The sequence below is a fragment of the Nocardia sp. NPDC006044 genome, from assembly GCF_042871115.1.
In the GTDB taxonomy this organism is placed as follows: domain Bacteria; phylum Actinomycetota; class Actinomycetes; order Mycobacteriales; family Mycobacteriaceae; genus Nocardia.
This window is the reverse complement of record NZ_JBIAID010000007.1, coordinates 16,097-40,133: the sequence shown is the minus strand read 5'-3', so window position 1 is coordinate 40,133 and position 24,037 is coordinate 16,097. Positions and strand designations below refer to the sequence as shown.

The window sequence follows — 24,037 nt, the reverse complement described above, 5'->3', positions numbered from 1 at the left end:
GGGTTGATGCTAGCTACCTCACCGCGCGAACATCCCAGACCCACACGCCACCGGTCCGTGTCGGCTCGAAGCCGAGCAGCTGGGTCACCGTGCCGCGTAGCGTGTCGGCGTTCCTGGTCGGCGGCAGCACCAGCACATCGGCCCGCCAGAATTCCAGGTCGTCCCGGAACTCGACGCGGACCTCGTCGGTGATCGGCGGCACCGCGCCGGTGTCCTGCGCCTGCACGAGCAGCGCGGTGGTCGGCCGGAACTCGGGGCCGTAGATGCCCTTCTTCTGCGTGCTGGTCGGACCGACGAAATAGCCGCCCGCGAGCGGGAAGCCGAAGCCGGCCTCGGCCTGCCAGCGCAGCGCGCCCGCGTCCATCGGCCGCGACGGCGGCACCATCACCACCGACCCGCCGCTGACGTAGTGACCGACCGTCCCGTCGGCGAAGAACGCGGGTGTCGGCGGGCGCTGGACCACCGGCAGCGCCGTCGGAATCAGCGGAACCAGGGCGAACAGCAGCGCGCCGAACCAGGCCAGCGGCCGCCAGTCGACCGGCGACGCACGCCACCGGCCGATCGCCCGCTGGCTGGCCAGGGCCAGCACCACCGCGATGGCCGGGATCGCCGCCATGGTGAGCCGGGTCTCCAGCACCGTGCTCAGCAGCGGGACGTGTTCGGCCCAGCGCCAAGGCAATTCGACGCCGGTGTCGCGCTTGCCGAACATGGCGACCGCGCCGAGCGAGAGCACGCCGAACGCCGCGATCACCACGACCGCGGCGCGCACCACCCGTTCGCGCCAGAGCAGCGCGGCGGTGACGGCCAGCACCAGCAGCAGCGGCCAGCCGAAGTAGGCGTTCTGCTCGGTCTCGTTGATCGCCACGTACTGCCCGGGCAGGAACATGCCGCCGAGCGATTCGGAGGGGAACTGGGTGATCGCCTTCAGGTCGTTGCCCATCGGACCGTGATCGATCGAGCGGTAGCTCTGCGGTCCGAAGAACTGCCACCACAGCGGAATCACGGTGAGCACCAGGGCAATCGATCCGGCGAGGAGGATGGCCGGGGTGATCCCGCGTAGCACCCGCAGCCCCTGGCGGGGTGTGTGCAAGTAGTACACAACTGTGAACAGGCCGAAGGACAGCGCGAAGATCAGCAGCGGCTCCTCGCCCAGTGCGATCTGAAGTGCCACAAGGAATCCCAGCAGCACCGCATCGCGAACGCGCCGGCGCGGTGCCCCGGCGACGGCGCGTTTGGCCATCCGGATCAGCAGCCCGGTCATGATCGGCAGCAGAAGCAGCACAACGAAATTCGGGTGCGCGTTGGCATGGGAGATCATCGCGGGCGCGAAACCGCAGAACAGCCCGCCGATCGCGGCCGCGATCCTGGACTCGACCAGCTCGCGGGAGAACAGCCAATACCAGGCCAGCGCAGTGGTGGCCAGGCCGAGCGTCAGCACCAGCACGAACGTGACGGTCGGCCCGAACAGCAGGGTGATCGGCGTGAGTGGCACCCCGACCCCGAACATGGCCGTGTTGGCCATCATGTTCACCCCGGCCGGGAAGTTCTGCAGCGTGGTGCCGAGCGGGTTCTCCAGATGCGCCACCGAATGCGCGGTGACCGCGAAGAACCACTCCCACATGGTCTGGTCCTGACCGCTCTTGATCAGGTACCCGCTCTGTGTGTTGCGCCACTGCCCGGACAGCACCACGATCGCCAGCGCGAGGTAGCCCACCGCCGCGACGAAGTCGGATCGGCTGATCCGGAGCCGGGGAAGTCCGCGTCGGCGAACCGGCGTCTCGGTGGTGCGCACTGCGGTCGGGGTCGGGGCTCTGTCCGCGATTCCTACCGCCGATCCGTCCTGCGTGACCGGATCGGCCTGTCGTGCCCGTACCACCTGCAAACAGCTCCTGTAACTAGCTTCAACTCAGCCGCCCACGTTAACCGAACACGCTGTGCCCTGCCTGGCAAAGAGCGTCGGCGGCGACCCGAAAACCGGGCAGACGCGCAGGTCGAGAAGCGCTTCTGCCCGGTTTTATTCGAACCAGCTATCGGCGGACGGTCACCACGGTGAAAGGGCCGATATCGGTGGTGGTGAAGTGCGGATCGTTGAACAGGTCCTTGGGGAACGCGACGGTGTAGCGCTGCACGTTGGGATCGTTCGGGTAAACGTCCCTGGCCAGGCGCAGCGTGTAGGCGTCGCCGCTGTTGCGGAACAGGAAGGCGTCCGGGGCGCGCCACGGGCTCGCCGCCAGGGCGTCCAGCAGTGCGCCCGGCGACTTCGACTTGCTCCAGCTCTCGATGGTCGCGGCCCGGCCGGCGAAGTCGGCCAGCGGGTTCGCGTAGTGCGAGGTGAGCGCCTGGAAGCCGTAGTAGGGATAGAACGCCAGGAAGCTGGTGTCGGCGGTCAGCACCACGGTGTCCGAGCGCGGCTGTCCGGTCTGCGCGGTGATGGCCCTGTCCACCGCGCCGTACTGCGCCACCGCCGACGGCGGGCGCTTGTCCGCCCGGATGCCGTCACCATCGGTGTCGGTGTAGGCGGTGGTGATCTCCGGCGCCAGGATGTGCGGGATGTTCTGGGTGAACGCCAGCGCGCCGACGACGGCGACGGCCACCGCCGCGAGACGGAAGTTGCCCGGCTCGCCCATGGCCTGGTAGACGGCCCGGGCACCCTCGACGAACCCGAACGCCCCCGCGGCGGCCAGCAGCACCAGCAGGACGGGTTCCAGCCGGAACGACAGCAGCGTGGTTCCGGCGGCGGTCGCCAGCATCGACAGCAGCGTCCACAGATAGATGGCCACCACACCGATGCCCAGCGCCTGCGCCCGCCGCGACGAGGCCGCGCGCACGACCAGCCAGACGAGACCGACCAGGCACAGCGCGCCGCGCAGCGAGAACTCCGCCATCGGCAGCGGCAACTCGGAGCCGGACTCCGGCAGGTAGTGGAATGCGGAACCGGACCGCGACGGAACGCCGTGCAGCGCCTTCAGCAGAATCGGCAGCCACACGATCAGCGCCACCAGCGCGGCGATCGCGGCGATCACCAGCAGCCGCAGCAAGGGTCCGAAGGCCGCTCGCCAAGCCGGACCGGCCGGGCCGTCGGCCGCGCGCGCCCGCCGCGGATGACCGGCCGACGACCGCTCCCGCACCGCGAGTCCGGCCGACACCAGTCCGAGCAGCGCAACGGCGAAGGCCGCGAAGGCGGCGTACAGCGTGTAGAACGTCGCGGCCAGCCCGAGGAACAGCCCGGTGCCGAGCACCGCGCCCCAGCCGCCGGCGGTGGCCGCGGCGTGCTCGGGCCGGTGCAGCGCGCCCCACGCGAGCACCAGCACCGGCGGCAGCAGGATCACGATCACCGAGCTGTACGCCTCCGGCGAGGCATAGGCGACCGTCAGCGCGGTGGTCGACGCGGCCACCGCGATCGCCCAGTCCGCGCGAATCAGCTTGGACCACAGCACAAGTGCGACCACCGCCGCCACCGCGATCGATCCGATCGCGTACGGCTTGAACGCCGCCCACCCGTCCATCCCGAGCACGTCGGCGACCCGTCCGCCGATCCAGAACCACCCGGCCGGATAGAACGGCGGCAGATCCGCGTAGGTCATGTCGTGCAGCGCCGCGGAATCGGTGAGCCGGGTGAGGTATTCGGTGCGGAACTCCTGGTCCACCGAGACGCCGAACAGGTACAGCTTGGTCGCCGCCAGCGGCATGCCGAGGGTGCACGTGACGAACGTCGAAATGCCCACCCAGGACAGCAGTTTCGCCACCCACGGCCGAGCGAACCACGTCCCCGGCCGCGCCCGGGTCAGCGCGATCGCCGCGACCACGAAGACCGCGGCGACCACCTGCCCCACCGTGGTCAGCGCCCGGGTCACATTGGAGGAGTTGAACGCGGGCCAGTGCACCAGCGAGAACGCGACGAGTCCCACCGCGGTCACCACGATCGCGACCAGCGCCGCGAGCACCGCCTCCCCGGCACCGGTCCCGATGTGCCTGGCCAGCAGCGACCCTCGCCCGCGCACCGGAGCGGGTGCTTCGCCGCGCTCCTCGGCCACGGCCGTCATCGACCGGCTCCCGCGACGTGCGAGGGGCACGCCGTGCTGCGGCATTCTCGGCTTACTCGCATGGCATCTCCGGGTTCACTCGGGCTGGGCATTCGCACGGACGATCGGCGATCATGCTGCCAGGTTCACCCATAGATGAGTCGACCCATGCCGGTGACTGCTGATTTCGCAACGACATGGGTAACTCGTCGGGCACGCCCAAAACTTGCCCCAGTGCATGACCGCCGGTCCATGAGCCAACGTTCGTGGCACTTACGACCGGCAAAAGACGCGGAGAGGCGGGGGAGCACTCAGATGGGGAGCTTGCGGAAGATCGGGCGCGGGATGTGGCGCAGGATCATCATCACGTAGCGGAACGTGCCCGGCGCCCAGATGAGCTCCTTGCCCTTCTGCGCGGCCGAAACCGCCAGCACCGCAATGTCTTCCTTGTCGACCGTCAGCGGCGCCTCTTTGACGTGCGCCGAGAACTTGGTGCGCACCATGCCCGGCCGGATCACCAGCACGCGCGGGCCGTGCGGGCGCAGCGCCTCGCCGAGTCCGAGGAAGAAGCCGTCCAGGCCGGCCTTGGTGGAGCCGTAGACGAAGTTGGAGCGGCGGACCCGCTCACCGGCGACTGAGGACATGACGATGATCCGCCCGAAGCCCTGCGCCTTCATCTTCTCCCCGACCAGCACGCCGACGGAAACCGATGCGGTGTAGTTGATTCCGGCGACCTGCACGGCCTTGCGCTGGTTCTGCCACAGCTCTTCCGGATCGCCGTCGAGCGCGAACGCGACGATGGCGATATCGATGTCGCCGCCGTCCCAGGCCGCGTCGATCACCTTCGGGTGGCCGTCGGTGTCGAGCGCGTCGAAGTCGATGAGGTCGACCTGGCTCGCGCCGGCCGCCTTCATCTGGGCGACGGCCGCTTCGCGGAGCGGGTCGTTCGGCAGTGCGGCGAGGACGATGCGCGCGGGGCCCTTCTTCAGGTATTCCGCGCAGATCGCCAGGCCGATCTCGGAGGTCCCGCCGAGCAGCAGGATGGCCTGCGGGTTACCTACGGCATTGATCACTGCAACTCCAGCCTTCTCGCCATATCGGACATGAAAACGCCTGTGGGATCGACACTTCGGCGGATCTTGATCCACTCCTCGATCCGCGGGTACATCTTGTGGAAGGTCTCCGCGGTGGTCCGCGAGTCCTTCGCCGTGTAGAGCCGCCCGCCGAACTCCAGCACCCGCCGGTCCAGCTCGCTGACCAGTTCGTTGAGCCCCGGCTTGATCGGGAAGTCGACGCAGATGTTCCAGCCCGGCATCGGGAAGCTCAGCGGCGCCGGGTTGCTCGCGCCGAACAGCTTGAACACGTTGAGCGCCGAGTAGTGCCCGGATCCCTGGATGTCGATGATGATCCGCTCGAACTCCTCGACCGCCTCGGTCGGTACCACGAACTGGTACTGCAGGAAGCCGTTGGAACCATAGCCCCGGTTCCACTCCGCGATCATGTCCAGCGGGTGATAGAACTGGGTCAGGTTCTGCACCTTGCCGGTGTAGTTGCCGCCCATGGCGTAGTACGCCTCGCCGATGGACCGCAGCGTGAGCTTGTTCATGGTCCAGTTCGGGAAGATGTCCGGCACCGTCATCAGTTGCGGCGCATCGAATTTCAGCGGCTTGCTGCGCAGGCGCTTGGGCAGCTCGTCGACCTTGGCCAGCCGGCCGCGGGTGATGGTGGCCCGGCCCAGCTTGGGCAGCGGGCTGATCACGTCGAACCACGCGCTGGAGTAGGTGTAGTTCGCCTCGCTGCCGTCGCTGTGCGCGGCGATCGTCTCGTCCAGCGTGGTGGTCTTCACGCCGTCGTTGAGGAAGTAGGCCGACTCGGTCGGCGTCATCTCGATGGTCGCGCGCAGGACGATGCCGGTGAGCCCGTTGCCGCCGACGGTCGCCCAGAACAGTTTGGCGTTGCGCTTCGGGGTGATGTGCTGCACCTGCCCATCGGCGGTGAGCAGATCGATCGAGCGCACGTGGTTGCCGAAGCTGCCCTCGCTGTGATGGTTCTTACCGTGGATGTCGGAGGCGATGGCGCCGCCGATCGTCACCTGACGGGTGCCGGGCAGCACCGGGACCCACAGCCCGAACGGCAGCGCCGCCTTCATGAGCTGGTCCAGGCTGACGCCGCCGTCCACGTCCACGATCCGCGTATCGCGGTCGATCCGGTGGATGTTGTTCAGCGCCGTCATGTCGACGACCAGGCCGCCGGCGTTCTGCGCGTGGTCGCCGTAGGAGCGGCCGAGGCCGCGCGCGATCACGCCGCGGCGCAGATGCGGGGGCTTGGTGTCGTTGTCCTCGGCGACCATGGCCACAGCCTTGGCGATCAGTTCGGGATCACCGGTCGAGAGCACTTCGGATGAGGTGGGTGCGGTGCGACCCCACCCGGTCAACGTGCGGGTCTGCGTCGGCAATGCGAACGCGTTCCCGGCGTCGGCCCCAGCGTTTGTGACGGTGGTGCCGTTCTCGTTACCGGTCGTCGTGGTGGCGGTCGGAGCTTTCGTGGACATCGGCATAGAGGCTACAGGTATGACCGGACATCCGGTCGATGTCGCTTACTCCGGAGTAGTGATCTACGTATCGGTTTAGCGCCCGCTACGCTCGTCGCGTGCCTGCCGAACCCCACCTTCCGCTCCCGGCCGAGCTGCCACTGGTCGACGAGCCGGGCGGTACCGACGTCGACCTGAAGACCCAGATCGTCCGGTTCACCCTGACCGGCGGCCTGTCGGCGATCGTCGACTTCGGGCTGTACAGCCTGCTGTTCAACCTGCTCGGGCTGCCCCGCGAGGTGGCCAAGTCGCTGAGCTTCATCGCCGGCACCACCACGGCCTACCTGATCAACCGGCGCTGGACCTTCCAGGCCCCGCCGAGCCGGGCCCGGTTCATCGCCGTGGTGATCCTCTACGCGGTCACCTTCGCCGTCCAGGTGGGTATCAACGCGGTGCTCTACGAAGCGCTCCCCGACGCCGTCTGGCGCCAGCTGCTGGCCTTCGTGGTCGCGCAGGGCACGGCCACGGTGATCAACTTCGTGGTCCAGCGCCTGGTGATCTTCAAGATCCACTAGCCGCCGCGGGCAGGGTCAGTGCGGGACCAGGGCCCCCGCCCGGTCGCCGGCTTCGGCCTTGGCGCCGAAGTAGTCCCCGCCCTTGGCGCGGACATTGTCGGTGCCCCAGTCGCGGCGCTCGCGCTCGGCGGGAACGAGGTGCGGAATGTGCTTACGGCAGTGGATGTAGGCCTCTTCGATGTCGACCACCACCCAGCGTTCGGCGGTGCGGCCCTTGTGGTTCTCCGGCAGGCCCGGAGTCGCGTTGCGCAGCACGGCGTCCGGAATGATCCGGGCCGAGCCGTTGATGTGCAGGCCGATCAGATCGCGGACGAAATCGATGAGCAGGATCCCGACGTGCGGGTTCTCCAGGATGTTGCCCAGGCTGGCCAGCACACCGTTGCCGCGGTATTCGGGGTACGCAATCGTGCGTTCATCGATGACGTGCAGAAATCCGGGCTCGCCCGCGCGGAAGCTGGAATCGCATTCACCGTGCTTGTCCGAGGTGGCGATGAAGGCCATCTCCATCCGGCCGATGAACTCGATCATCGTCGGATTCAGCTGCTCCAGCACCTGGTCGGAATAGAAGCGAGCAGCTCTTTCCTGCGTGCCGTACCGCTCCTGTAGCTCGTGCTCGCCGTCGCTGCCGCACTGTGTACCGGGCATCTTCGCCACCCTCTGGTCGCCGGAATCCGGATCCGCGCGGGTCGACGCTGAGCTCGCGACTAAACCGAAATCCTGTCCATTTTAGTCCGTTCGGCCTGGCAAAAACTGTGAAACCAACGTTGAGAATGCACTGAATGCGTAGTTAGCGCAAGGGATTCCGGAATTCCACAACAAGCCGACCGGCCGGGATGGTTGTCCCGGCGGCCGGCTCTCTCGACGCGTGCGTCACGCCGGGTTCAGCGTCACCGGAACGCCGTTGAAGACAGCGTTGCCGGACGGCACGTCGACCACCGAATCATCGGTCAGCACATTGGCATTGACGCCGGCGTGCTGCCGGGCGACGGTCTGGGTGCTGTCCGCGTGACCCCAGCCGTGCGGCAGGCTCACCACCCCGGGCATGATCGTGTCGGTCGGCTCCAGCGGCACGGTCAGCGTGCCCGCGGCGGACTTCACCACCGCGTGCTCGCCGAGGCCGAGCCGGGCCACATCGGCCGGATTGATGTGCAGCGTACAGCGATTCGAGCCGCTCACCAGCTGGCCGATGTTGTGCATCCAGCTGTTGTTGGACCGCAGCTGGCGCCGGCCGATCAGCACCACATCCGGCGCGAGGTCGGCCAGCCGGGCCCGCATCCTGGCCACGTCGTCGAGCAGCGGCTGCGGCGCGAGATCCACCCGCTTCGAGGCGGTCCGCAGCACGCCGGGTAGCCGCGGCTGCAACGGGCCCAGGTCGATGCCGTGCGGATTGTCCAGCAGCACTTGCAGATTCAGCGTTCCGCCGTTCCACTCACCGTAGGGTCCGAGGCGCAACATCAGGTCGATGCGTTGTTCGGTGGTGTCCAGGCCCGCCAATTCGGCGCGCCGCTCGGCCATTCCGGCCTTCTGCAGCGTGCCCGCGATGATCAGTTCGTCCACGCCGGTGAGCGGGTCCACCCCGTCCGCGCTGTCGTGCGGCATGCCGGAGACCGCCGCGGCGAGCCGGGCCAGCACCCCCGATTCCGAGGGCCGGTCGCCGAGCGGGACCAGCGGGCGGGAGTAGCGCGCGTAGTTGTGCACCGCGAACTGCAACAGCGCGAAGTCGTAGTGCGGCGACTGCACCGGTCGCGGCGGCGGCAGGATCACGTCGGCGTGCCTGGTGGTCTCGTTCAGGTAGCGATCGACGCTCACCATGAAGTCGAGCTGGGCGAACGCCGCGTCCAGGCGGGCGCCGCTGGGCGCGGACAGCACCGGGTTCCCGGCGACCGTCACCAGCGCGCGGATCTGCCCCTCGCCCGGGGTGAGGATCTCGTCGGCCAGGGTCGCGACCGGCAGCTCGCCCATCGCCTCGGGCAGTTCGCGGACCCGGCTGGTCCAGCGCCCGAGCCGGAACGGCCTGCTGCGGGTGATGCCGCCCGCGGCCGCGGTGGCGAACATCGCGCCGCCGGGGCGATCCAGGTTGCCGGTCAAGGTGTTGATCGCGTCGACCAGCCACTGGGTGATGGTGCCGAATTCCGCTGTGCAGGTGCCGATTCTGGCGTAGACCGCCGCGGCCGGCGCGGAGGCGAGCTCACGGGCCAGCCGGATCACCGTCGCCGCGGGTATGCCCGTGCGCAGCGCCACCGAGTCCGGGCTGAATGCCGCTGCGGCCGTGCGGAGTTCGTCCAGGCCGTCGACCGGGACCCGGACGTCGGTGAGCCGCTCGGCGAACAGCGTGTGCACGATGCCGAACAGCAGGTACGCGTCGCTGCCCGGCCGGATGAACAGGTGCTCGTCGGCCAGCTTCGCGGTCCGGGTGACTCGCGGGTCGACCACCACGAACCGGCCGCCCCGGCGCTGCAACGCCTTCAACCGTCCGGGGAAATCCGGTGCGGTGCACAGCGATCCGTTCGATTCCAGCGGGTTCGCGCCGAGCATCAGCAGAAAGCCGGTGCGGTCCAGGTCCGGCACCGGCACGGTCAGCGGGTCGCCGAACATCAGCCCGCTGGCCACCTGCTTGGGCATCTGGTCGGCGGTGCTGGCGGAGAAAAGGTTCTTGGTGCTCAACGCGCGCAGTAATACGGGCACGTACAGCGCGCCCGCGACGGTATGTGCGTTCGGGTTGCCCAAATAGGCTGCCGCGGCCTGTTTTCCATGCTCGGCGACCACCGCGGGAAAACGTTCCGCGATGAGATCGAAGGCGTCGTTCCAGGAGGCGGTCCGCCAGGTATCGGTCGCGCGATCCCGGATCATCGGCTCGGTCACCCGGTCCGGGTCTTCGTCGAGGGTGCCGAAACTCGCCCCCTTGGGGCAGAGGAAGCCCTTGCTGAACGGATCCGCTTTGTCGCCGCGGACCGAGGTCACATGGTCGTCGGCGTCGAGGGTGATTTCGAGTCCGCACACGGCCTCGCACAGCGGGCAGGTGCGCAACAGGTTACGAGATTCCGTGACGGGAGCCATGCCCCATCCTCCCGCGCCGGCACCGGTCTGAAAAGAGAACGGGCGATACTCGCTCGTTCAGTGACGACAACGACAAGACGGCTGGTTTCGCGAGAACATGGGTAATTCCCCGCATACGAACCAACTTTGCCGCCAGATAACAGTCGGCCGCCAACGTTACTTTCGTGGCACCTGAGTCTGGCCTGAATACGCGGGGAGGCGGGCTAGCCGTGGTGGCCGGGCGGTGCCCGGCCGTCGTCAACTATTTCAGCAGGCGACGCTGGTCAGCTGCGAGCCCTTGCGGGCGGTGGCGGCGCGGACGGCGGCGCTGATCGCGACTACCGGCGGGACCCAGCGGGCCTCGGCGGGCGCGACGCTCCAGCAGGCCGAACCGGCCGAGAGCTGGGTGGGCGGCAGCGGGACGCCCGCGCCGTCGGTGTAGACAACGGCACCTGCGGCGGTGAGCGCCTCGAGTGCCATGGCGGCCTTGCGGACGCCGGTGACCAAGTGGATCTCGCGACGCTCGGCGCCGGGCAGCTCGATGACCGGCCCGGACAGGTTGTTCGCCCGCAGGAAGCGGCGAACTTCGCCGGCCAGCTCGCCGCTGACCTCGATGGCCGAAAGGTCGTCATCGGTGATCAGGCAGAGACCGTTGGCCGTTTCTGCGACCGTCCATCCGCGCTGGGTGTAGTCCTGCGCAGCGGCGGTCATTGCGGCCGCCGAGACGGAAGTCGGAAACGTGGTGCGCACTGTTCTCTCCATTCCCCGGTAGATCTGGGTCCTGCATCTTCATGGGGCGTATCGGTGCGGGCTGTCCGCAGTGTTACGCGATCTTCAAAACTTCTTCAGGACTGTTGGCTACGTCTCTTTCAGACCGGCTTGAAAGCCAATTGCTATGACGTTGCCGAAACTGTCCAGGACTTGTTGTCCCGCCGCTACTTTCGGCCGCTGACCTGATCTTTCGCTGTGCCGTTCCGGTGAGACCGCTGTGGATGGTGTGACTCGTGGGGTCTGCCCGAGTTTCTCGGCTGGCTCGGATGTGTGATTGCGGGGAGGATTTCGACCATGAGTGATGAGTCCACCGACACCGGCAGGGGGAGTGGGCTGCCGAACCCGGAGGAGTACGAAGCCGAATCGCGGTGGATCACTTGGAAGGAATCGGCCGCGCGCCGATTCTCCCGCACCGCCGCCGTCGCCGAGGAGCAGCCCCCGGAACCGTTCGAGAGCCCGCGCGCCTTCGGTCAGTGGAGCGTCGCGGCCGCGCGCGGGCTGCTCGATGTGCAGTTCCGCCGCACGGCCACCCGCACGCTGCTGCCGCTGGTGTACATCCTCGGATTGGTGTTCGCCTTCGCGGTGCCGATAGCGCTGACCGTGTCCATGTGGCGGGTCTCGGCGGTGCTCGGGGTGCTCGCGGCGCTGATCGGGGTGCCGCTCGGGCTGACCATCGCGGCCGCCGTGCGGCTGATCCTGGAATTCCTGGCCAATGCCTCGCGCCTGGCGACCAGGATGGAGCACATCAGCGAGCTGGCCGACGATCTGTTCCAGGCGCTGTCGGATGTCGCGGAGCCGGTCAACCAGCTCTCCGAAGACGTTCGCGCGGTGCAGTTCTGGCGCTTCCGCAAGGGCGGCTCGCGCAGGTAGCGAACCGAAATGCGTCCCGCCAAACACTTTTGACGTTGCGAGGCCAACGGCCTAGCTGCGCCACCGATCGTGACCTTTGTCCGATTCGCTGTGAAACAATGCTGTTCGGATGCCGGGGTACCGACGAGCGGCATCTGGTAGGGATGGTCGCCAGGACGAACTCGTCAGGGGTTCGGTGCGACCGGCGCACGGCAACGAGGGGGGAACAACCATGGCTTTACCGGCGGGGACCACTGGGTCGACGATGCCCAGACGCCAGCTCGGGCGGCATCTGCGTGATCTGCGTAACCGGGCGCGGATGACCACCAGGACGGCCGCGCAGCAGCTGGAGTGGTCCGAAGCCAAGATCTGGCGGATCGAGACCGGTCAGACCTCACTGCGCAGCCTCGACGTCGAGGCGATGTGCAAGGTCTACGGCGCGCCGACCGACCTCATCGCACCGCTCACCGCCCTGGCCAGGGAGACCAAGGCGCGCGGCTGGTGGACCGCCTACGGCGACGTGATCGCCGAGGGCTACGAGGTCTACATCGGCTTGGAGGAGGCGGCCTCGCGGCTGTCCACCTACGAGAACGAACTGGTGCCGGGTCTGCTGCAGACCGAGGCGTACACCCGCGCGATGCTGCGCGCGGCGCGACCGGAGATGCCGGCCAGCGAGATCGACCGCCGGGTGCAGCTGCGGATGGCGCGCCAGACCTTGGTCACCCGCCCCGACGCGCCGATCCACCTGGACGCGGTGATCAGCGAATCGGTGCTGTGGCGGCGGATCGGTGGCGCCGAGGTGACGGCCGGGCAGCTGGCCCACCTGCGCCGCATGTGCGACCTGCCGAACGTCCGAATCCGCCTGGTGCCACCGGATTCCGGCTACCACGAGGGCATGGACTCGGGCCGGTTCGTCATGCTCGAGTTCCCGGAGTTGCGGGTCGGCGAGCAGCCCGAACCGCCGGTGGTCTACGTCGAGGCGTTCACCGGACCGGTCTACCTGGACAAGGAAAACGAAATCGACCGGTACCGAAAGGCTTTCGCGAGCCTGGGCGGGGTCGCGGTGGACGCGCGCGCGGGCATCGACGAGGCCCGCGACAGCTGCAGCGTCTGATCGCGATGCCCGAGGACGTTGCGCGTCAGCACTTTTGGCCGGGTGAGCCCCAGGTCTCGGTCAATACCGCGCGGTGAGTGGGCAGTGCGCGGTCGTAGACTTCGCGCCCCTTCTCGGTGAGGCAGACGAACACGGCGCGGCGATCGTCGGTGCACATGGTGCGCGACACCAGGCCGTCGCGTTCGAGCCGGGCCACCGCCCGCGAGAGCGCGCTCTGGCTCAGGTAGATGTCGTTGGCCAGATCGCTCATTCGATAGTCGCCACAGTTGGCGTCGATCAGCCGGTCCAGGGTCTCGAACTCGCTGAGTCCGATCTGATGCTGTCCCTGTAGCGCTTTTTCCAGTGCGCAACTCACCGTCGCGTGCCGGTCGAGCAGCTCGCGCCACTCGCCAATCAGCCCGGTCTGCGCGACGGTGCGGCGGGCTGTCTCGATTGTCGACGGGTTCGACATGGCCCCATCCTAGTGATCCGCCGACGTCTATGCAACTGCATTAAATGTGTTGGCATTTAATGCGCACGCATGTAACGTACCCCGCATGACTTCACCAGCAACCCTGGCGGCCGCTTCCGCGACCGATCCGACCAGATGGACTACCCGCCTTTGGGGCATGCTGATCACGCTGTGCATCGTGCTGTTCCTCGACGGCCTAGACGTTTCGATGATCGGAGTGGCGCTGCCGTCCATCGGCAACGAACTCGATCTCTCGACCTCAACCCTGCAGTGGCTGGTGAGCGGCTACATTCTCGGCTACGGCGGCCTGCTGCTGCTCGGTGGCCGCACGGCCGACCTGTTCGGGCGCCGCAAGGTCTTCCTCATCGCGCTGGCGGTCTTCGCCATCGCCTCGCTCGCCGGTGGTCTGGTGAGCTCCGGACCGCTGCTGATCCTCACTCGATTCGTCAAGGGCCTGGCCGCCGCGTTCACCGCGCCGACCGGTCTGTCGATCATCACCACCAACTTCGCCGAGGGTCCGGCCCGCAACAAGGCGCTGTCCATCTACACCGTGTTCGGTGCCGGTGGTTACTCGTCCGGCCTGCTCTTCGGCGGCCTGATGACCGGCGTCGGCTGGCGCTGGACCTTCCTGCTGCCGGTCCCGATCGCGCTGGCCGCGCTGGCCGCCGCGTGGGTGCTGGTGCCCAAGGACAAGCCCGCCGAGGGTGGCGGTCACGACCTGTTCGGCGCGCTGCTGTCCACCTCCGCCATGCTGCTGCTGGTCTACACCGTGGTCACCGCGCCCGAGGCCGGCTGGGCCTCGGCCCGCACGCTCGGCTCGTTCGCCGCGGTGCTGGTGCTGTTCGCCGGTTTCATCGCGGTGGAGAAGCGGGTCAAGCACCCGTTGGTCCGGCTCGGCATCCTGCGCAAGGTGTCGCTGGTGCGGGCCAGCCTGGCGATCGTCGCGGTGGCCGGCTCCTACTTCAGCTGGCAGTTCATCGTGACCCTGTACATGCAGGACACCCTGGGCTGGTCGCCGCTGAAGCTGTCGATGGCGCTGCTGCCGGTCGGCCTGATGGTCGCGTTGTCGGCGGTGTTCTCGGACAAGCTGGTCGACCGGTTCGGCACCGGCCCGATCATCGGCATCACCATGGCCGTGATGGCCGTCGGGTACCTGCTGTTCCTGCGGCTGGACACCCACCCGTCGTACTGGACCATGCTGCTGCCGGCGATCATGCTGATCGGCATCGGCTGGGTCGGCTTCCCCGCCATCAACATTCAGGCGACCAACGGGATCGACGACGACGAGCAGGGTCTGGCGGCCGGCGTGCTGCAGACCTCCATGCAGGTCGGTGCGGCCATCGTGCTCGCGGTGACCACCGCGATCATCGCGTCGGGCTCGCACGGTGACACCTCGCCCAGCGCGATGCTCGACACCTACCGGCCGGGTCTGATGTTCGCCGCGGCGGTCTCGATCGTCGGTGCGCTGGTTGCGCTTTCGGCCTTCTTGGTGAAGCGCGGCAAGCAGGCCGAGGTGGCCGCGAAGCCGGAGCCGGAGCTCGAACTCGTCGGCTGACCCGCACGGAAGACGCGAAAGGCGATGGGCACCACCGCAGGGTGGCGTCCATCGCCTTCGCCGTACTCAGGAAAAAGGCGGTGCCGCAGTGTCTTTGGCCGAGCGGATGAAGGTCAGCGGACTGCCGTCCCGCCCGACCGTCGGCCAGTCGATACCCAGCCGCGGATCGAAAGCGTCGATGTCCCGGTCGAATTCGGGCGTGTACTCGAGCGAGCACAGGTAGGTGACGGTGGAGTTGTCCTCCAGCGAGAGGATCGCGTGCCCCAGTCCCTCGGACAGGAACATCGAGCGCCGATCCACGTCGTCGAGCAGCACGCTGTCCCAGCGGCCGTAGGTCGGCGAGCCCGGCCGCAGATCGACCACCACGTCGAGAAACGCTCCGCGCACGCAAGTCACGTACTTCGCCTGCCCCGGCGGATCCTCGGTGTAGTGGATGCCGCGCAGCACGCCCGCCGCCGACACCGAGCAGTTCACCTGCCGCAGATCGAACGCGCGGCCGGTCGCCTTCTCGAACTCCGAGGCCTTGAACCCCTCGAGAAACATGCCGCGCCCGTCGCCGAGCTGGCGCGGGGTGATCACCCAGGCGCCCGGCACCGCGAGTTCCCTGAACTCCATGCTCACCAGTCCCGGCCGCGTTCGAGGATGTCGAGCAGGTAACTGCCGTAACCGGAGCGAGCCAGCGGTTCGGCGAGCTTGCACAGCTGTTCGTCGTCGATGAAGCCCATCCGCCAGGCCACCTCCTCGGGTACGCCGATCTTGAGGCCCTGCCGCTCCTCGATGGTGCGCACGTAGTTGGCGGCGTCCAGCAGCGAGTCGAAGGTGCCGGTGTCCAGCCACGCGGTGCCGCGGGCGAGTACGTCGACGCGCAGCCGATCCTGTTCCAGGTAGGCCCGGTTGATGTCGGTGATCTCGTATTCGCCACGCGCGGAAGGGCGCAGCGTACGGGCGATCTCGAGCACGTCGTTGTCGTAGAAGTACAGCCCGGGGATGGCGTAGTTCGAGCGCGGGGCCTTCGGCTTCTCTTCGATGGACACCGCGCGGCCGTCGGCGAACTCGACCACGCCGTACGCGGTCGGATCCGACACCCGGTAGGCGAATACCGCGCCGCCGTCGATCCCGGCGAAGCGGTTCAGGCTGGTGCCGAGGCCGGGGCCGTGAAAGATGTTGTCGCCGAGCACCAGTGCCGCGTCGTCGGTGCCGATGTGATCGGCGCCGAGCACGAAGGCGCGGGCCAGGCCGTCCGGCTCGGGTTGCACCACGTAGCTGATCGCGAGGCCGAACTGCGCGCCGTCGCCGAGCAGCCTGCCGAACGCGTCCGCGTCCTCGGGCGTGGTGATCACCAGGATGTCGCGGATGCCGGCCAGCATCAGGGTGGACAGCGGGTAGTAGACCATGGGCTTGTCGTAAACCGGGACCAGCTGTTTGCTGACCCCGCGTGTAATCGGATGCAACCGGGATCCGGTGCCACCCGCCAGGATGATTCCCCGCATGACCAGGAGTCTGCCATTCGGGGCGGTGCTCGGCGTCGGCGAGGTTCCGAGTGCTCGTCGAATTGATTACGGAATCGGCGTTCTCGGTTTCGGGAGCCGCCGATTCGGTGATTCTGTTGCTTAGGTCACACAACGCATGGTGTTCTGAAACGGCACTGTGTGAGATGTCAGCGCCGACAGCTCGCCTGGGACCCTCGGTCGTGGCTCGGCGCGCCAGTTGGAAGTAGGTGCGCGATGGCAGCGACCAGCGTCGGCGAGCCCGGCAATGTGATGAACCCGGAAAATCTGAGTGCCCCCGCGCGCCTGGTGCTGGCCGCCTGCCTGGGTGTGGTCCGGCCGGCCTTGCGCGCGGCGCCGATCACCCGCGCGACCATCCCGATCGGCGCGCTCGCCATCGACACCTTGGCCAGGCTGCGCCCCGAGCCGCAGGGCATCGATCGGGAGCAGGTGTCGCTCAACGGTTTCCGGATGGAGATCCTGCGCCCCGCGGGCGCGGCCAGGGCACTGCGCCACGGGGCTCTGCTGTACATGCACGGGGGCGGATTCGCGGTCTGCGGGCTCCGCACCCATCGGCCGGTCGCGGCGAGCCTGGCGCGGCGTACCGGGCTGCCGGTGGTGAACGTCGACTATCGGCAGCTGCCGAGCAAGCGGATCACCAATTCGGTGGACGACTGCCTCACCGCCTATCGCTGGCTGCTGCGGCACGGCGCGGACCCGAGCCGGATCGTCTTCGCCGGCGACTCCGCCGGCGGTTACCTGAGTTTCGCCACCGCGCTGCGCGCGATCGAGGTGGGTCTGCCCGCGCCGGCCGGCCTGGTCGGATTGAGCCCGCTGCTCGATCTGGACTACGCGGCCAAGCGAACTCACGTCAACGTCCGGCGCGATCCGTACATCCCGCTGCTCGCGCTGGAGGCGGTGGTGCGCATCGGCGCGGAGATCGACGGCAAGCTCGATCCGCTGCTGTCGCCGGTCAACGGGATCCTGGCCGGCCTGCCGCCGGTGCTGCTGATCGCCGCCGAGGACGAGGTGCTGCGCTACGACTGCGAGCTGATGGCGCAGCGGCTCACCGCGGCGGGCGTGCCGAACGCGGTGGAGCTGTGGCGCGGTCAGGTGCACGCGTTCATGAGCATCGCGCCGAACCTGCCGGAGAGCCGGGCGGCGCTGGCCCGGGTGTCGCGCTTCGTCCGGGCACGGATCGAGGAGGGCCAACAGGCGCGGACCGCGTAAGCGGCCCGGCCTGTCCAGGCGAGCCCCGTTCCGCTTGTGGCCGGGACGGGGCTCGCGCATGCCCGGGGTACGACGAACCCCGCCCGGCCGACGGCCGAGCGGGGTTTCGCAGTGCTATTCGGTTGTGCCGGTGCCGGTTTCGACTACTTGGCCGCCGGCGGGGCCACGAAGGGCTGGTTGATCGTGGTGAAGTACTGGATCGCGGCACCGATCGCGACCGGAGCGGTCACGAAGATCTGGCCCGCGATGACGCCGAGCGCGCCCATCGCGGCGGCGCCGGCGAGGCAGCCGGCGATGATGCCGCCGACGAACGGACCGAACAGGCCGACGATGGTGCCGCCGACGATGGTGCCGCCCAGCGCGCCACCCAGGACGCAGCCGACAGCCGCGCCGCCCAGGCCACCGACCAGGGTGCCGATGGTGGCGCCCATGGAGATGGTGGAGGTCATGCGCGACCAGGCGGCCTGCTCACGGTCGTACTCGTTCTTCCACGGCGCCTTGTCCTCGAACGGCAGGGCGACCGGCTTGTAGGTGGCCTTGCTCATGTCGAGCTGCGGGGTCAGGGTCGCGGTGCGGCCGGAGATGTCGGCGGCCAGCGGGAACTCGAACTCGTCGAGGCGGAACTTGAGCGGGGTGCCGGCGACGGTGGTGCCGTTGGCGGCCTTGATCTTCAGCGCGTCGTCCTCGACCACGATCGAACCGGAGTCGATCGAGATGATGGACTGGGTGTCGGTGGCCTGGGAGGTGAAGTTGATGGGCGCTTCGGCGGACTCGGCGGGGGCCGCGTTCACGGTGCCCGCGGTGACGCCGAGCGCCGCGATTAGCAGCGCCGAGGTGGCGGCAAACTTCTTGATAAGCATGTGTTTTAGTCCTCTGTCAGTTGCGTTCAGCAGGCGGGGGACGGTGGCGGCCGAGCCAGCTAGTTCTTGGTAACTCGATCGACTGGGAAGGAGCCCCGCCAAGCAGTCGCCGGCGGGGCTCCTGGCTCGCTCGTAGGTGTGCGAGTTCAGTTGTGTGGCAGCGTGGTTCGCCGGAATTACTTGGGGGCGACGAACGGCTGGTTGATCGTGGTGAAGTACTGGATCGCCGCACCGATCGCGACCGGGGCGGTCACGAAGATCTGGCCCGCGATGGTGCCGAGCGCGCCGACAGCGGCGGCACCGGCGAGGCAGCCGGCGATGATGCCGCCGACGAACGGACCGAACAGGCCGACGATGGTGCCGCCGACGATCACGCCGCCGAGCGCGCCACCCAGGACGCAGCCGACGGCCGCGCCGCCGAGGCCACCGGTGAGGGTGCCGATGGTGGCGCCCATGGCGATGGTGTCCTTCATGCGGTTGAACGCCGCCTGCTCACGGTCGTACTCGGTCTTCCACGGCGCCTTGTCCTCGAACGGCAGGGCGACCGGCTTGTAGGTGGCCTTGTCCATCTCGAGCTGCGGGGTCAGGGTCGCGGTGCGGCCGGAGATGTCCGCGGCGAGCGGGAACTCGAAGTCGTCCAGACGGAACTTCAGCGGCGTGCCCGCGACGGTGGTGCCGTTGGCCGCCTTGATCTTCAGCGCCTCGTCCTCGACCACCAGGGATCCGGAGTCGATGGAGATGATGGACTGGGTATCGGTGGCTTGGGAAGTGAAGTTGATCGGCGCGTCTTCGACGGCCGGCGCCGCGTTGACGGTGCCTGCCGTGACGCCGAGCGCGGCGATCAGCAGGGCCGACGTAGCGGCGAATTTCCTCATCAGCATTTTGTTGAGAACCTCGGTGTGAAGCGTTCGGAGGGGACTAGACGATCGAAATCTAGACCAGCTAACGAGTGGTGAACCGGTTGTGACCTTTTATTCAAATTTTGTTCACCAAAGAGACCCATGGCATGGTGGGATGGCGGAAACATGCACTCTAGGTGCGGATTTCATCGCTGAATCGGACTGGGCGTCCTAGTTCTACTGAACAGTAAGAGACCAAGGTCACAGAGCGCAACTGTGGCGGAACCGCCGACTTCGGCTGACGTGGAGCGGATCCTGCCGCACCGCGCCCGTGGCCGTAAAGTTCATAGGGTGCGATTGCTTGTCACCGGCGGAGCCGGATTCATCGGAGCCAACTTCGTCAAGCAGACCATTGCCGACCGTCCCGACACCACCGTAACGGTTCTGGACGCGTTGACCTATGCCGGAAATCGAGCCTCCTTGGACCCGGTGGCCGATCGCATCGATTTCGTTCACGGTGACATCGCCGACCTCGATCTGGTCGACGAACTCGTCAGTGGGGTGGACGCGGTCGTGCACTTCGCCGCCGAATCACACAACGATAACTCCCTGGCCGATCCGTGGCCGTTCGTGCAGACCAATATTGTCGGCACCTATTCCCTGCTGCAGGCCGTGCGCCGTTATGACGTGCGCTATCACCACGTCTCCACCGACGAGGTCTACGGCGATCTCACCGCGGCGGAGCCCGCCTTCACCGAACAGACTCCGTACAACCCGTCGAGCCCGTACTCGGCGACCAAGGCGTCGAGTGATCTGCTGGTGCGCGCCTGGACCCGTTCGTTCGGCGTCCGCGCCACGCTGTCCAATTGCAGTAACAACTACGGGCCGTGCCAGCACGTGGAGAAGTTCATCCCGCGCCAGATCACCAACCTGATCGACGGCGTCCGGCCGCGGCTCTACGGCGCGGGCCATCAGGTGCGCGACTGGATCCACGTCGACGACCACAACCGCGCGGTCTGGGACATCCTGGAGCGCGGGCGGATCGGGCAGACCTACCTGATCGGCGCCGAGGGCGAGCTGGACAACAAGTCCGTGGTGCGGATGATCCTGGCGGCGTTCGACCGCGACCCGGACGACTTCGACCACGTCACCGACCGCCCCGGCCACGACCAGCGCTATGCGATCGACGCGACCCTGCTGCGCACCGAACTCGGCTGGACCCCGCGCTATGCCGACTTCCGCTCCGGCCTCGCCGCCACCATCCAGTGGTACCGCGACAACGAATCCTGGTGGCGCCCCTACAAAGCCGTCACCGAGCGCGCCTACGTCGCCGCCGGCGAGCAGACCCTCTAGTCAGCCCCAGACGATGTCGTAGTACTTCCAGACCGCGCCGATCAGCGCGATCACGGTGGCCACGATGATCGTCACGGCGGGGCCGAGGGTGGGGGTGCGGCCCGCGATGTTGGTGAGCCGCAACGGCATCCAGCGCAGCAGCACCGCGAACGCGACGATCGCCAGCGGCACGAAGTACCGGCCCTGCACGCCGTCGATGATGTAGTAGCCGACCGGCGTGAACGACATGTACAGCGTCACGTAGATCATCGCCACGCTGGCCGCCACGGTGAGCGCGACCAGCAGCGTGCGCCGGAACGTGGCCGCGGTCATCCGATCCGCCACACCGATGCTCACCGCGAAAGCGAACAGGCAGGCCAGCATGGTCAGCGCGGGCACGTCGATATAGGCGAAGCCGAGCTCGCCGAAGAACTGGCTGAACCACCGCTCGTCGCGCAGCGCGATGCTCTCGCCGAACACGTTGATGAAATGCCCCGGATCGGTGAGGATTCCGCGCAACTGCTCGCCCGGCTTCACCGAATGCCACTGGTGCTCCGGCCGCATCAGCCCCATGCCGTCCCCGGTCGGCGCCGCGATCTTCATCCACACCGCGAAGACCAGACCGCCGAGTGCCGCGAAGCCCCAGGGGATTCCGCGCTTCCAGCCGGTGAAGCCGAGCCGGTCCGCGGGCACCAGCACGACGAGCATCGCCAGCAGCACGTAGGTCGGCTTGCTGATCGGCAGCAGGATGGTCGCGGCCAGCAGCGCGCCGGTCTCCACCCGGCCGAGCCGATCGCCCAGGAACAGCGCCTTCACCAGCAGCGCGGACACCATGATGGCCAGCGCGTTGGTCATGGTGTCCGCGGTGACCGTGCCCGCCTGGAACACCGCGATCGGCAGCACCGCCACGGTGAACGCCAGCCACTGCACCCGGTGCCTGCGCAGCGCGTAGAGGCCGAAGCCGACCACGGAAACATAGGCGAGCAGACCGGCGAGCCTGGTCAGCGCGATCATGCCGCCGACGTCCAGGCCGAACAGCTCGGCCAGCCGGATGCCGATGGCCGCGGGGATATACGGCACCGGCGAGTAGGCCGCGGTGTTGGTGAACCAGACCGGTTCGGTGCGGTCGGAGACGGCCGCGCCGCCGAGCCGGTCGTAGGCGCTCGGGTCCTCCACCATCGAGCCGGGCTCTTCGGGATTGGTCGTGTAGTCCCGCAGCGCGTAGCCCATCAGCGCGGTGATGCTGGTCGGGACGTCGCCGCCGTAGGCGACACCGCGATCGTCGTGGATCTGCTGCGGCAGCAGCCCGCCGTGCGCGACCTGATAGGCGCGGCCGAACTGGGTGATCTCGTCATGCCCCCAGAACGGCGGCGTGAGCACCGTGAACAGCCCGCCGAAGATGGCGACGAGCACGGTGAAGGCGATCGTCGCGCCGCCGAGGCGGGTCACCAGCCTGCTCGCGAGATCGCGGGCCGAGCCGGACTCGGAAGTCTTGACCGGCACGGCTTTCGCGGTTCCGTTGGTCGCCGCGGGTGCCGGGTCCGCAGGCGCCGGGGTGGCTTCGCTGTCCTCGGCCGTGGCGCGTTCCGCCGAGGTGGTCACCGTCGGTCTCCGCCGGTGCCGGCGTCACCGCCGTTGCCGTTCGGATGGAAGTCGTCCGCGCTCACCGCGGAGTAGCGCAGGTACACCAGCCGCGCGGCCTCGTGCCGCGAGCGCCGGATGCCGTCCAGGATCAGGCCCGCGGTCCAGGCCAGGCTCCCCAGCAGCAGCAGGGTGAAGGCGAGGAACAGCGTGGGGAACCGGGGCACCGTGCCGGTGTTGTAGAACTCGACCACGATCGGGATGCTGAGCACGACCGAGACCAACCAGCTCAGCGTGCCGAACAGGCCGTAGAACATGACCGGACGCTCGTGCCTGGCCAGGCCGATGATCAGCGCCAGGATCTTGAGCCCGTCGTGATAGGTGCGCAGCTTGCTCTCGCTGCCCGCCGGGCGGTCGCGGAAGTCGACCGGCACCGCGGTCCGCGGCACCCGCAGGTGCAGCGAGTGCACGGTCAGTTCGGTCTCGATCTCGAATTCGCGGGAGACCGCGGGGAAGCTCTTCACGAACCGGCGGGAGAACACCCGGAACCCGCTCAGCATGTCTTCGACGTTCTCGCCGAACACCTTGCCGACCACGCCGTTGAGCACCTTGTTGCCGGTCTCGTGGCCGGCCCGGTACGCCGAGCCGCTCTCGTCCTGCCTGCGCACGCCGAGCACGTGGTCGTACGGGCCGTCGAGCAGGGTCTTGATCATCAGCGGCGCGGCCGACGCCTCGTAGGTGTCGTCGCCGTCGATCATCAGATAGACGTCGGCCTCGATGTCGGCGAAGGCGCGGCGGACCACATTGCCCTTGCCCTTGGTGTACTCGTGGCGCACGATCGCCCCGGCGGCGCGGGCGCGCTCGGCGGTCTGGTCGGTGCTCAGGTTGTCGTAGACGTACACGACGATCCCCGGCACGGCGGCCTGCAGGTCGGCGACGACCTTGGCGACGGACGCTTCTTCGTTGTGGCACGGCACCACGGCGGCAATACGAAGCTCGGTGGAGTCCACCCGGGTCAATCCTCGCGATCGGTGGTGAATGTTGGGAACACCGGGAGGGTACAGGGAACTCACCGTGGACGCGTGGCCGACCTCACCGCGTCGGGGGCGGAATTTCCGGTCGGGCCGCGCCGCGCGCGGGCTGCGGTACCGTCGGGCCGTGCCAACCAGTGAGTCGACCGCGCAGGCGGGCGAGACCGTGCCGCCCGCCGAGGGATCGATCGTCCGGAAGGTGCTCACCGCGCTGCGGCAGGGCAGCGCGTTCCTGGTGGTCGGGGCGATCGGCTTCCTGGTCGACGCGGGCACCTACAACCTGCTGGTGTTCTGGGGCGGCGAGGGGGTGCTCTATCACGCACCGCTGCCGGCCAAGATCATCGCGATCGCGGTGGCCACGGTGGTCACCTATTTCGGCAACAAGTGGTGGACCTTCGCGCACAAGAAGACGGACAACCCCGGGCGGGAATACCTGCTCTACGCCGTCTTCAATGTCGTCGCGATCGGCCTGCAACTGGGTTGCCTCGGCTTCTCCCGGTACGTGCTCGACCTGTCCTCACCCCTGTCGGACAACATCTCCGGCACCCTCATCGGCCAGATCGTGGCGGTGATCTTCCGCTACTGGGCCTACGACAAGTTCGTCTTCACCGGCGCGCGCGAACCGGCCGACAGGTCCGGGGACGATACGTCAGCGAACGTTTAGCAAACGTAATAGACACGTCGGCACCACCACTGAGCAGGCAGCTAGCTACGCTGGTTGATATCCTCACCCCCGCCGCGAACGGCATCCAGGGGCAGTCTGTCCCGTCCGGC

At 68.0% G+C, this 24,037-nt stretch carries 21 protein-coding genes; 7 read left to right on the top strand and 14 right to left on the bottom strand.

Annotated features, from left to right (window positions below; translation table 11 throughout):
- Positions 1-13 precede the first annotated feature (13 nt).
- The 4 genes from ACFYO1_RS41150 to ACFYO1_RS41135 form a co-directional block, all read right to left on the bottom strand.
- A complete protein-coding gene (locus tag ACFYO1_RS41150; protein ID WP_387244619.1) occupies positions 14-1,822 on the bottom strand; it encodes a glycosyl transferase in 1,809 nt (602 codons plus the stop codon).
- A 205-nt stretch (positions 1,823-2,027) separates the two neighbouring features.
- Complete coding sequence (locus ACFYO1_RS41145) at positions 2,028-4,043, bottom strand: arabinofuranosyltransferase (RefSeq protein ID WP_387244231.1); 2,016 nt, start codon at positions 4,041-4,043, stop codon at positions 2,028-2,030.
- A gap of 290 nt (positions 4,044-4,333) precedes the next feature.
- Positions 4,334-5,095 (bottom strand): decaprenylphospho-beta-D-erythro-pentofuranosid-2-ulose 2-reductase, encoded by a 762-nt coding sequence (locus ACFYO1_RS41140; protein ID WP_387244228.1) that lies wholly within the window; start codon positions 5,093-5,095, stop codon positions 4,334-4,336.
- Positions 5,092-6,579 carry an FAD-binding protein gene (locus tag ACFYO1_RS41135; RefSeq protein ID WP_387244215.1) on the bottom strand — a complete coding sequence of 496 codons (1,488 nt, stop codon included), beginning with the start codon at positions 6,577-6,579 and terminating at the stop codon, positions 5,092-5,094. Before ACFYO1_RS41135 ends, ACFYO1_RS41140 begins: the two co-directional genes overlap by 4 nt.
- 92 nt (positions 6,580-6,671) lie before the next feature.
- Here ACFYO1_RS41135 and ACFYO1_RS41130 point away from each other — a divergent pair, with 92 nt between their 5' ends.
- A complete protein-coding gene (locus tag ACFYO1_RS41130) occupies positions 6,672-7,127 on the top strand; it encodes a GtrA family protein (protein WP_387244212.1) in 456 nt (151 codons plus the stop codon).
- Positions 7,128-7,142: 15 nt separating this feature from the next.
- On the opposite strand, the gene ACFYO1_RS41125 is transcribed toward ACFYO1_RS41130, so the two are convergent.
- From ACFYO1_RS41125 to ACFYO1_RS41115, 3 genes are all read right to left on the bottom strand, one after another.
- Entirely contained in the window at positions 7,143-7,772 is a 630-nt protein-coding gene (locus ACFYO1_RS41125) for a pyridoxamine 5'-phosphate oxidase family protein (RefSeq protein WP_387244209.1), read from the bottom strand.
- A 225-nt stretch (positions 7,773-7,997) separates the two neighbouring features.
- Complete coding sequence (locus tag ACFYO1_RS41120) at positions 7,998-10,184, bottom strand: molybdopterin-dependent oxidoreductase (RefSeq protein ID WP_387244206.1); 2,187 nt, start codon at positions 10,182-10,184, stop codon at positions 7,998-8,000.
- A gap of 246 nt (positions 10,185-10,430) precedes the next feature.
- Positions 10,431-10,913 (bottom strand): hypothetical protein, encoded by a 483-nt coding sequence (locus ACFYO1_RS41115; protein ID WP_150400612.1) that lies wholly within the window; start codon positions 10,911-10,913, stop codon positions 10,431-10,433.
- A 315-nt stretch (positions 10,914-11,228) separates the two neighbouring features.
- Here ACFYO1_RS41115 and ACFYO1_RS41110 point away from each other — a divergent pair, with 315 nt between their 5' ends.
- Together ACFYO1_RS41110 and ACFYO1_RS41105 are read left to right on the top strand one after the other, a co-directional pair.
- On the top strand, positions 11,229-11,804 hold the full coding sequence (locus ACFYO1_RS41110; RefSeq protein ID WP_387244202.1) for a DUF4282 domain-containing protein: 576 nt from the start codon (positions 11,229-11,231) through the stop codon (positions 11,802-11,804).
- Between the two features lie 244 nt (positions 11,805-12,048).
- Entirely contained in the window at positions 12,049-12,897 is an 849-nt protein-coding gene (locus ACFYO1_RS41105; RefSeq protein ID WP_387244199.1) for a helix-turn-helix domain-containing protein, read from the top strand.
- Between the two features lie 25 nt (positions 12,898-12,922).
- On the opposite strand, the gene ACFYO1_RS41100 is transcribed toward ACFYO1_RS41105, so the two are convergent.
- The gene (locus ACFYO1_RS41100; RefSeq protein ID WP_150400615.1) at positions 12,923-13,348 is read right to left on the bottom strand and encodes a MarR family winged helix-turn-helix transcriptional regulator; all 426 of its coding nucleotides are present in this window, start codon (positions 13,346-13,348) and stop codon (positions 12,923-12,925) included.
- A gap of 85 nt (positions 13,349-13,433) precedes the next feature.
- On the opposite strand from ACFYO1_RS41100, the gene ACFYO1_RS41095 reads away from it, so the two are divergent.
- Positions 13,434-14,903, top strand: a complete 1,470-nt coding sequence (locus ACFYO1_RS41095) for an MFS transporter (RefSeq protein WP_387244195.1) — start codon at positions 13,434-13,436, stop codon at positions 14,901-14,903.
- Positions 14,904-14,969: 66 nt separating this feature from the next.
- Here the strand turns inward: ACFYO1_RS41095 and ACFYO1_RS41090 are convergent, their stop codons facing one another.
- Together ACFYO1_RS41090 and rfbA are read right to left on the bottom strand one after the other, a co-directional pair.
- Positions 14,970-15,518 (bottom strand): dTDP-4-dehydrorhamnose 3,5-epimerase family protein, encoded by a 549-nt coding sequence (locus tag ACFYO1_RS41090; RefSeq protein WP_378718070.1) that lies wholly within the window; start codon positions 15,516-15,518, stop codon positions 14,970-14,972.
- 2 nt (positions 15,519-15,520) lie between these two features.
- The gene (rfbA, locus tag ACFYO1_RS41085; RefSeq protein WP_387244191.1) at positions 15,521-16,393 is read right to left on the bottom strand and encodes a glucose-1-phosphate thymidylyltransferase RfbA; all 873 of its coding nucleotides are present in this window, start codon (positions 16,391-16,393) and stop codon (positions 15,521-15,523) included.
- Between the two features lie 234 nt (positions 16,394-16,627).
- Between rfbA and ACFYO1_RS41080 the strand changes: the two genes are divergently transcribed.
- Positions 16,628-17,620, top strand: a complete 993-nt coding sequence (locus ACFYO1_RS41080) for an alpha/beta hydrolase (RefSeq protein ID WP_387244188.1) — start codon at positions 16,628-16,630, stop codon at positions 17,618-17,620.
- 143 nt (positions 17,621-17,763) lie between these two features.
- Here the strand turns inward: ACFYO1_RS41080 and ACFYO1_RS41075 are convergent, their stop codons facing one another.
- Positions 17,764-18,480, bottom strand: a complete 717-nt coding sequence (locus tag ACFYO1_RS41075; RefSeq protein WP_387244185.1) for a hypothetical protein — start codon at positions 18,478-18,480, stop codon at positions 17,764-17,766.
- Positions 18,481-18,656: 176 nt separating this feature from the next.
- On the bottom strand, positions 18,657-19,361 hold the full coding sequence (locus ACFYO1_RS41070) for a hypothetical protein (protein ID WP_378718064.1): 705 nt from the start codon (positions 19,359-19,361) through the stop codon (positions 18,657-18,659).
- Positions 19,362-19,670: 309 nt separating this feature from the next.
- Here ACFYO1_RS41070 and rfbB point away from each other — a divergent pair, with 309 nt between their 5' ends.
- Entirely contained in the window at positions 19,671-20,672 is a 1,002-nt protein-coding gene (gene rfbB / locus ACFYO1_RS41065) for a dTDP-glucose 4,6-dehydratase (RefSeq protein WP_387244182.1), read from the top strand.
- Here the strand turns inward: rfbB and ACFYO1_RS41060 are convergent, their stop codons facing one another.
- Both ACFYO1_RS41060 and ACFYO1_RS41055 read right to left on the bottom strand, forming a co-directional pair.
- The gene (locus tag ACFYO1_RS41060; RefSeq protein WP_387244180.1) at positions 20,673-22,253 is read right to left on the bottom strand and encodes a DUF2142 domain-containing protein; all 1,581 of its coding nucleotides are present in this window, start codon (positions 22,251-22,253) and stop codon (positions 20,673-20,675) included. It abuts the gene before it with no gap.
- On the bottom strand, positions 22,250-23,242 hold the full coding sequence (locus ACFYO1_RS41055; protein ID WP_364726145.1) for a glycosyltransferase: 993 nt from the start codon (positions 23,240-23,242) through the stop codon (positions 22,250-22,252). The genes ACFYO1_RS41060 and ACFYO1_RS41055 overlap by 4 nt, the downstream gene beginning before the upstream one ends.
- 148 nt (positions 23,243-23,390) lie before the next feature.
- Here ACFYO1_RS41055 and ACFYO1_RS41050 point away from each other — a divergent pair, with 148 nt between their 5' ends.
- Positions 23,391-23,927, top strand: a complete 537-nt coding sequence (locus ACFYO1_RS41050) for a GtrA family protein (protein ID WP_387244177.1) — start codon at positions 23,391-23,393, stop codon at positions 23,925-23,927.
- Positions 23,928-24,037 lie beyond the last annotated feature (110 nt).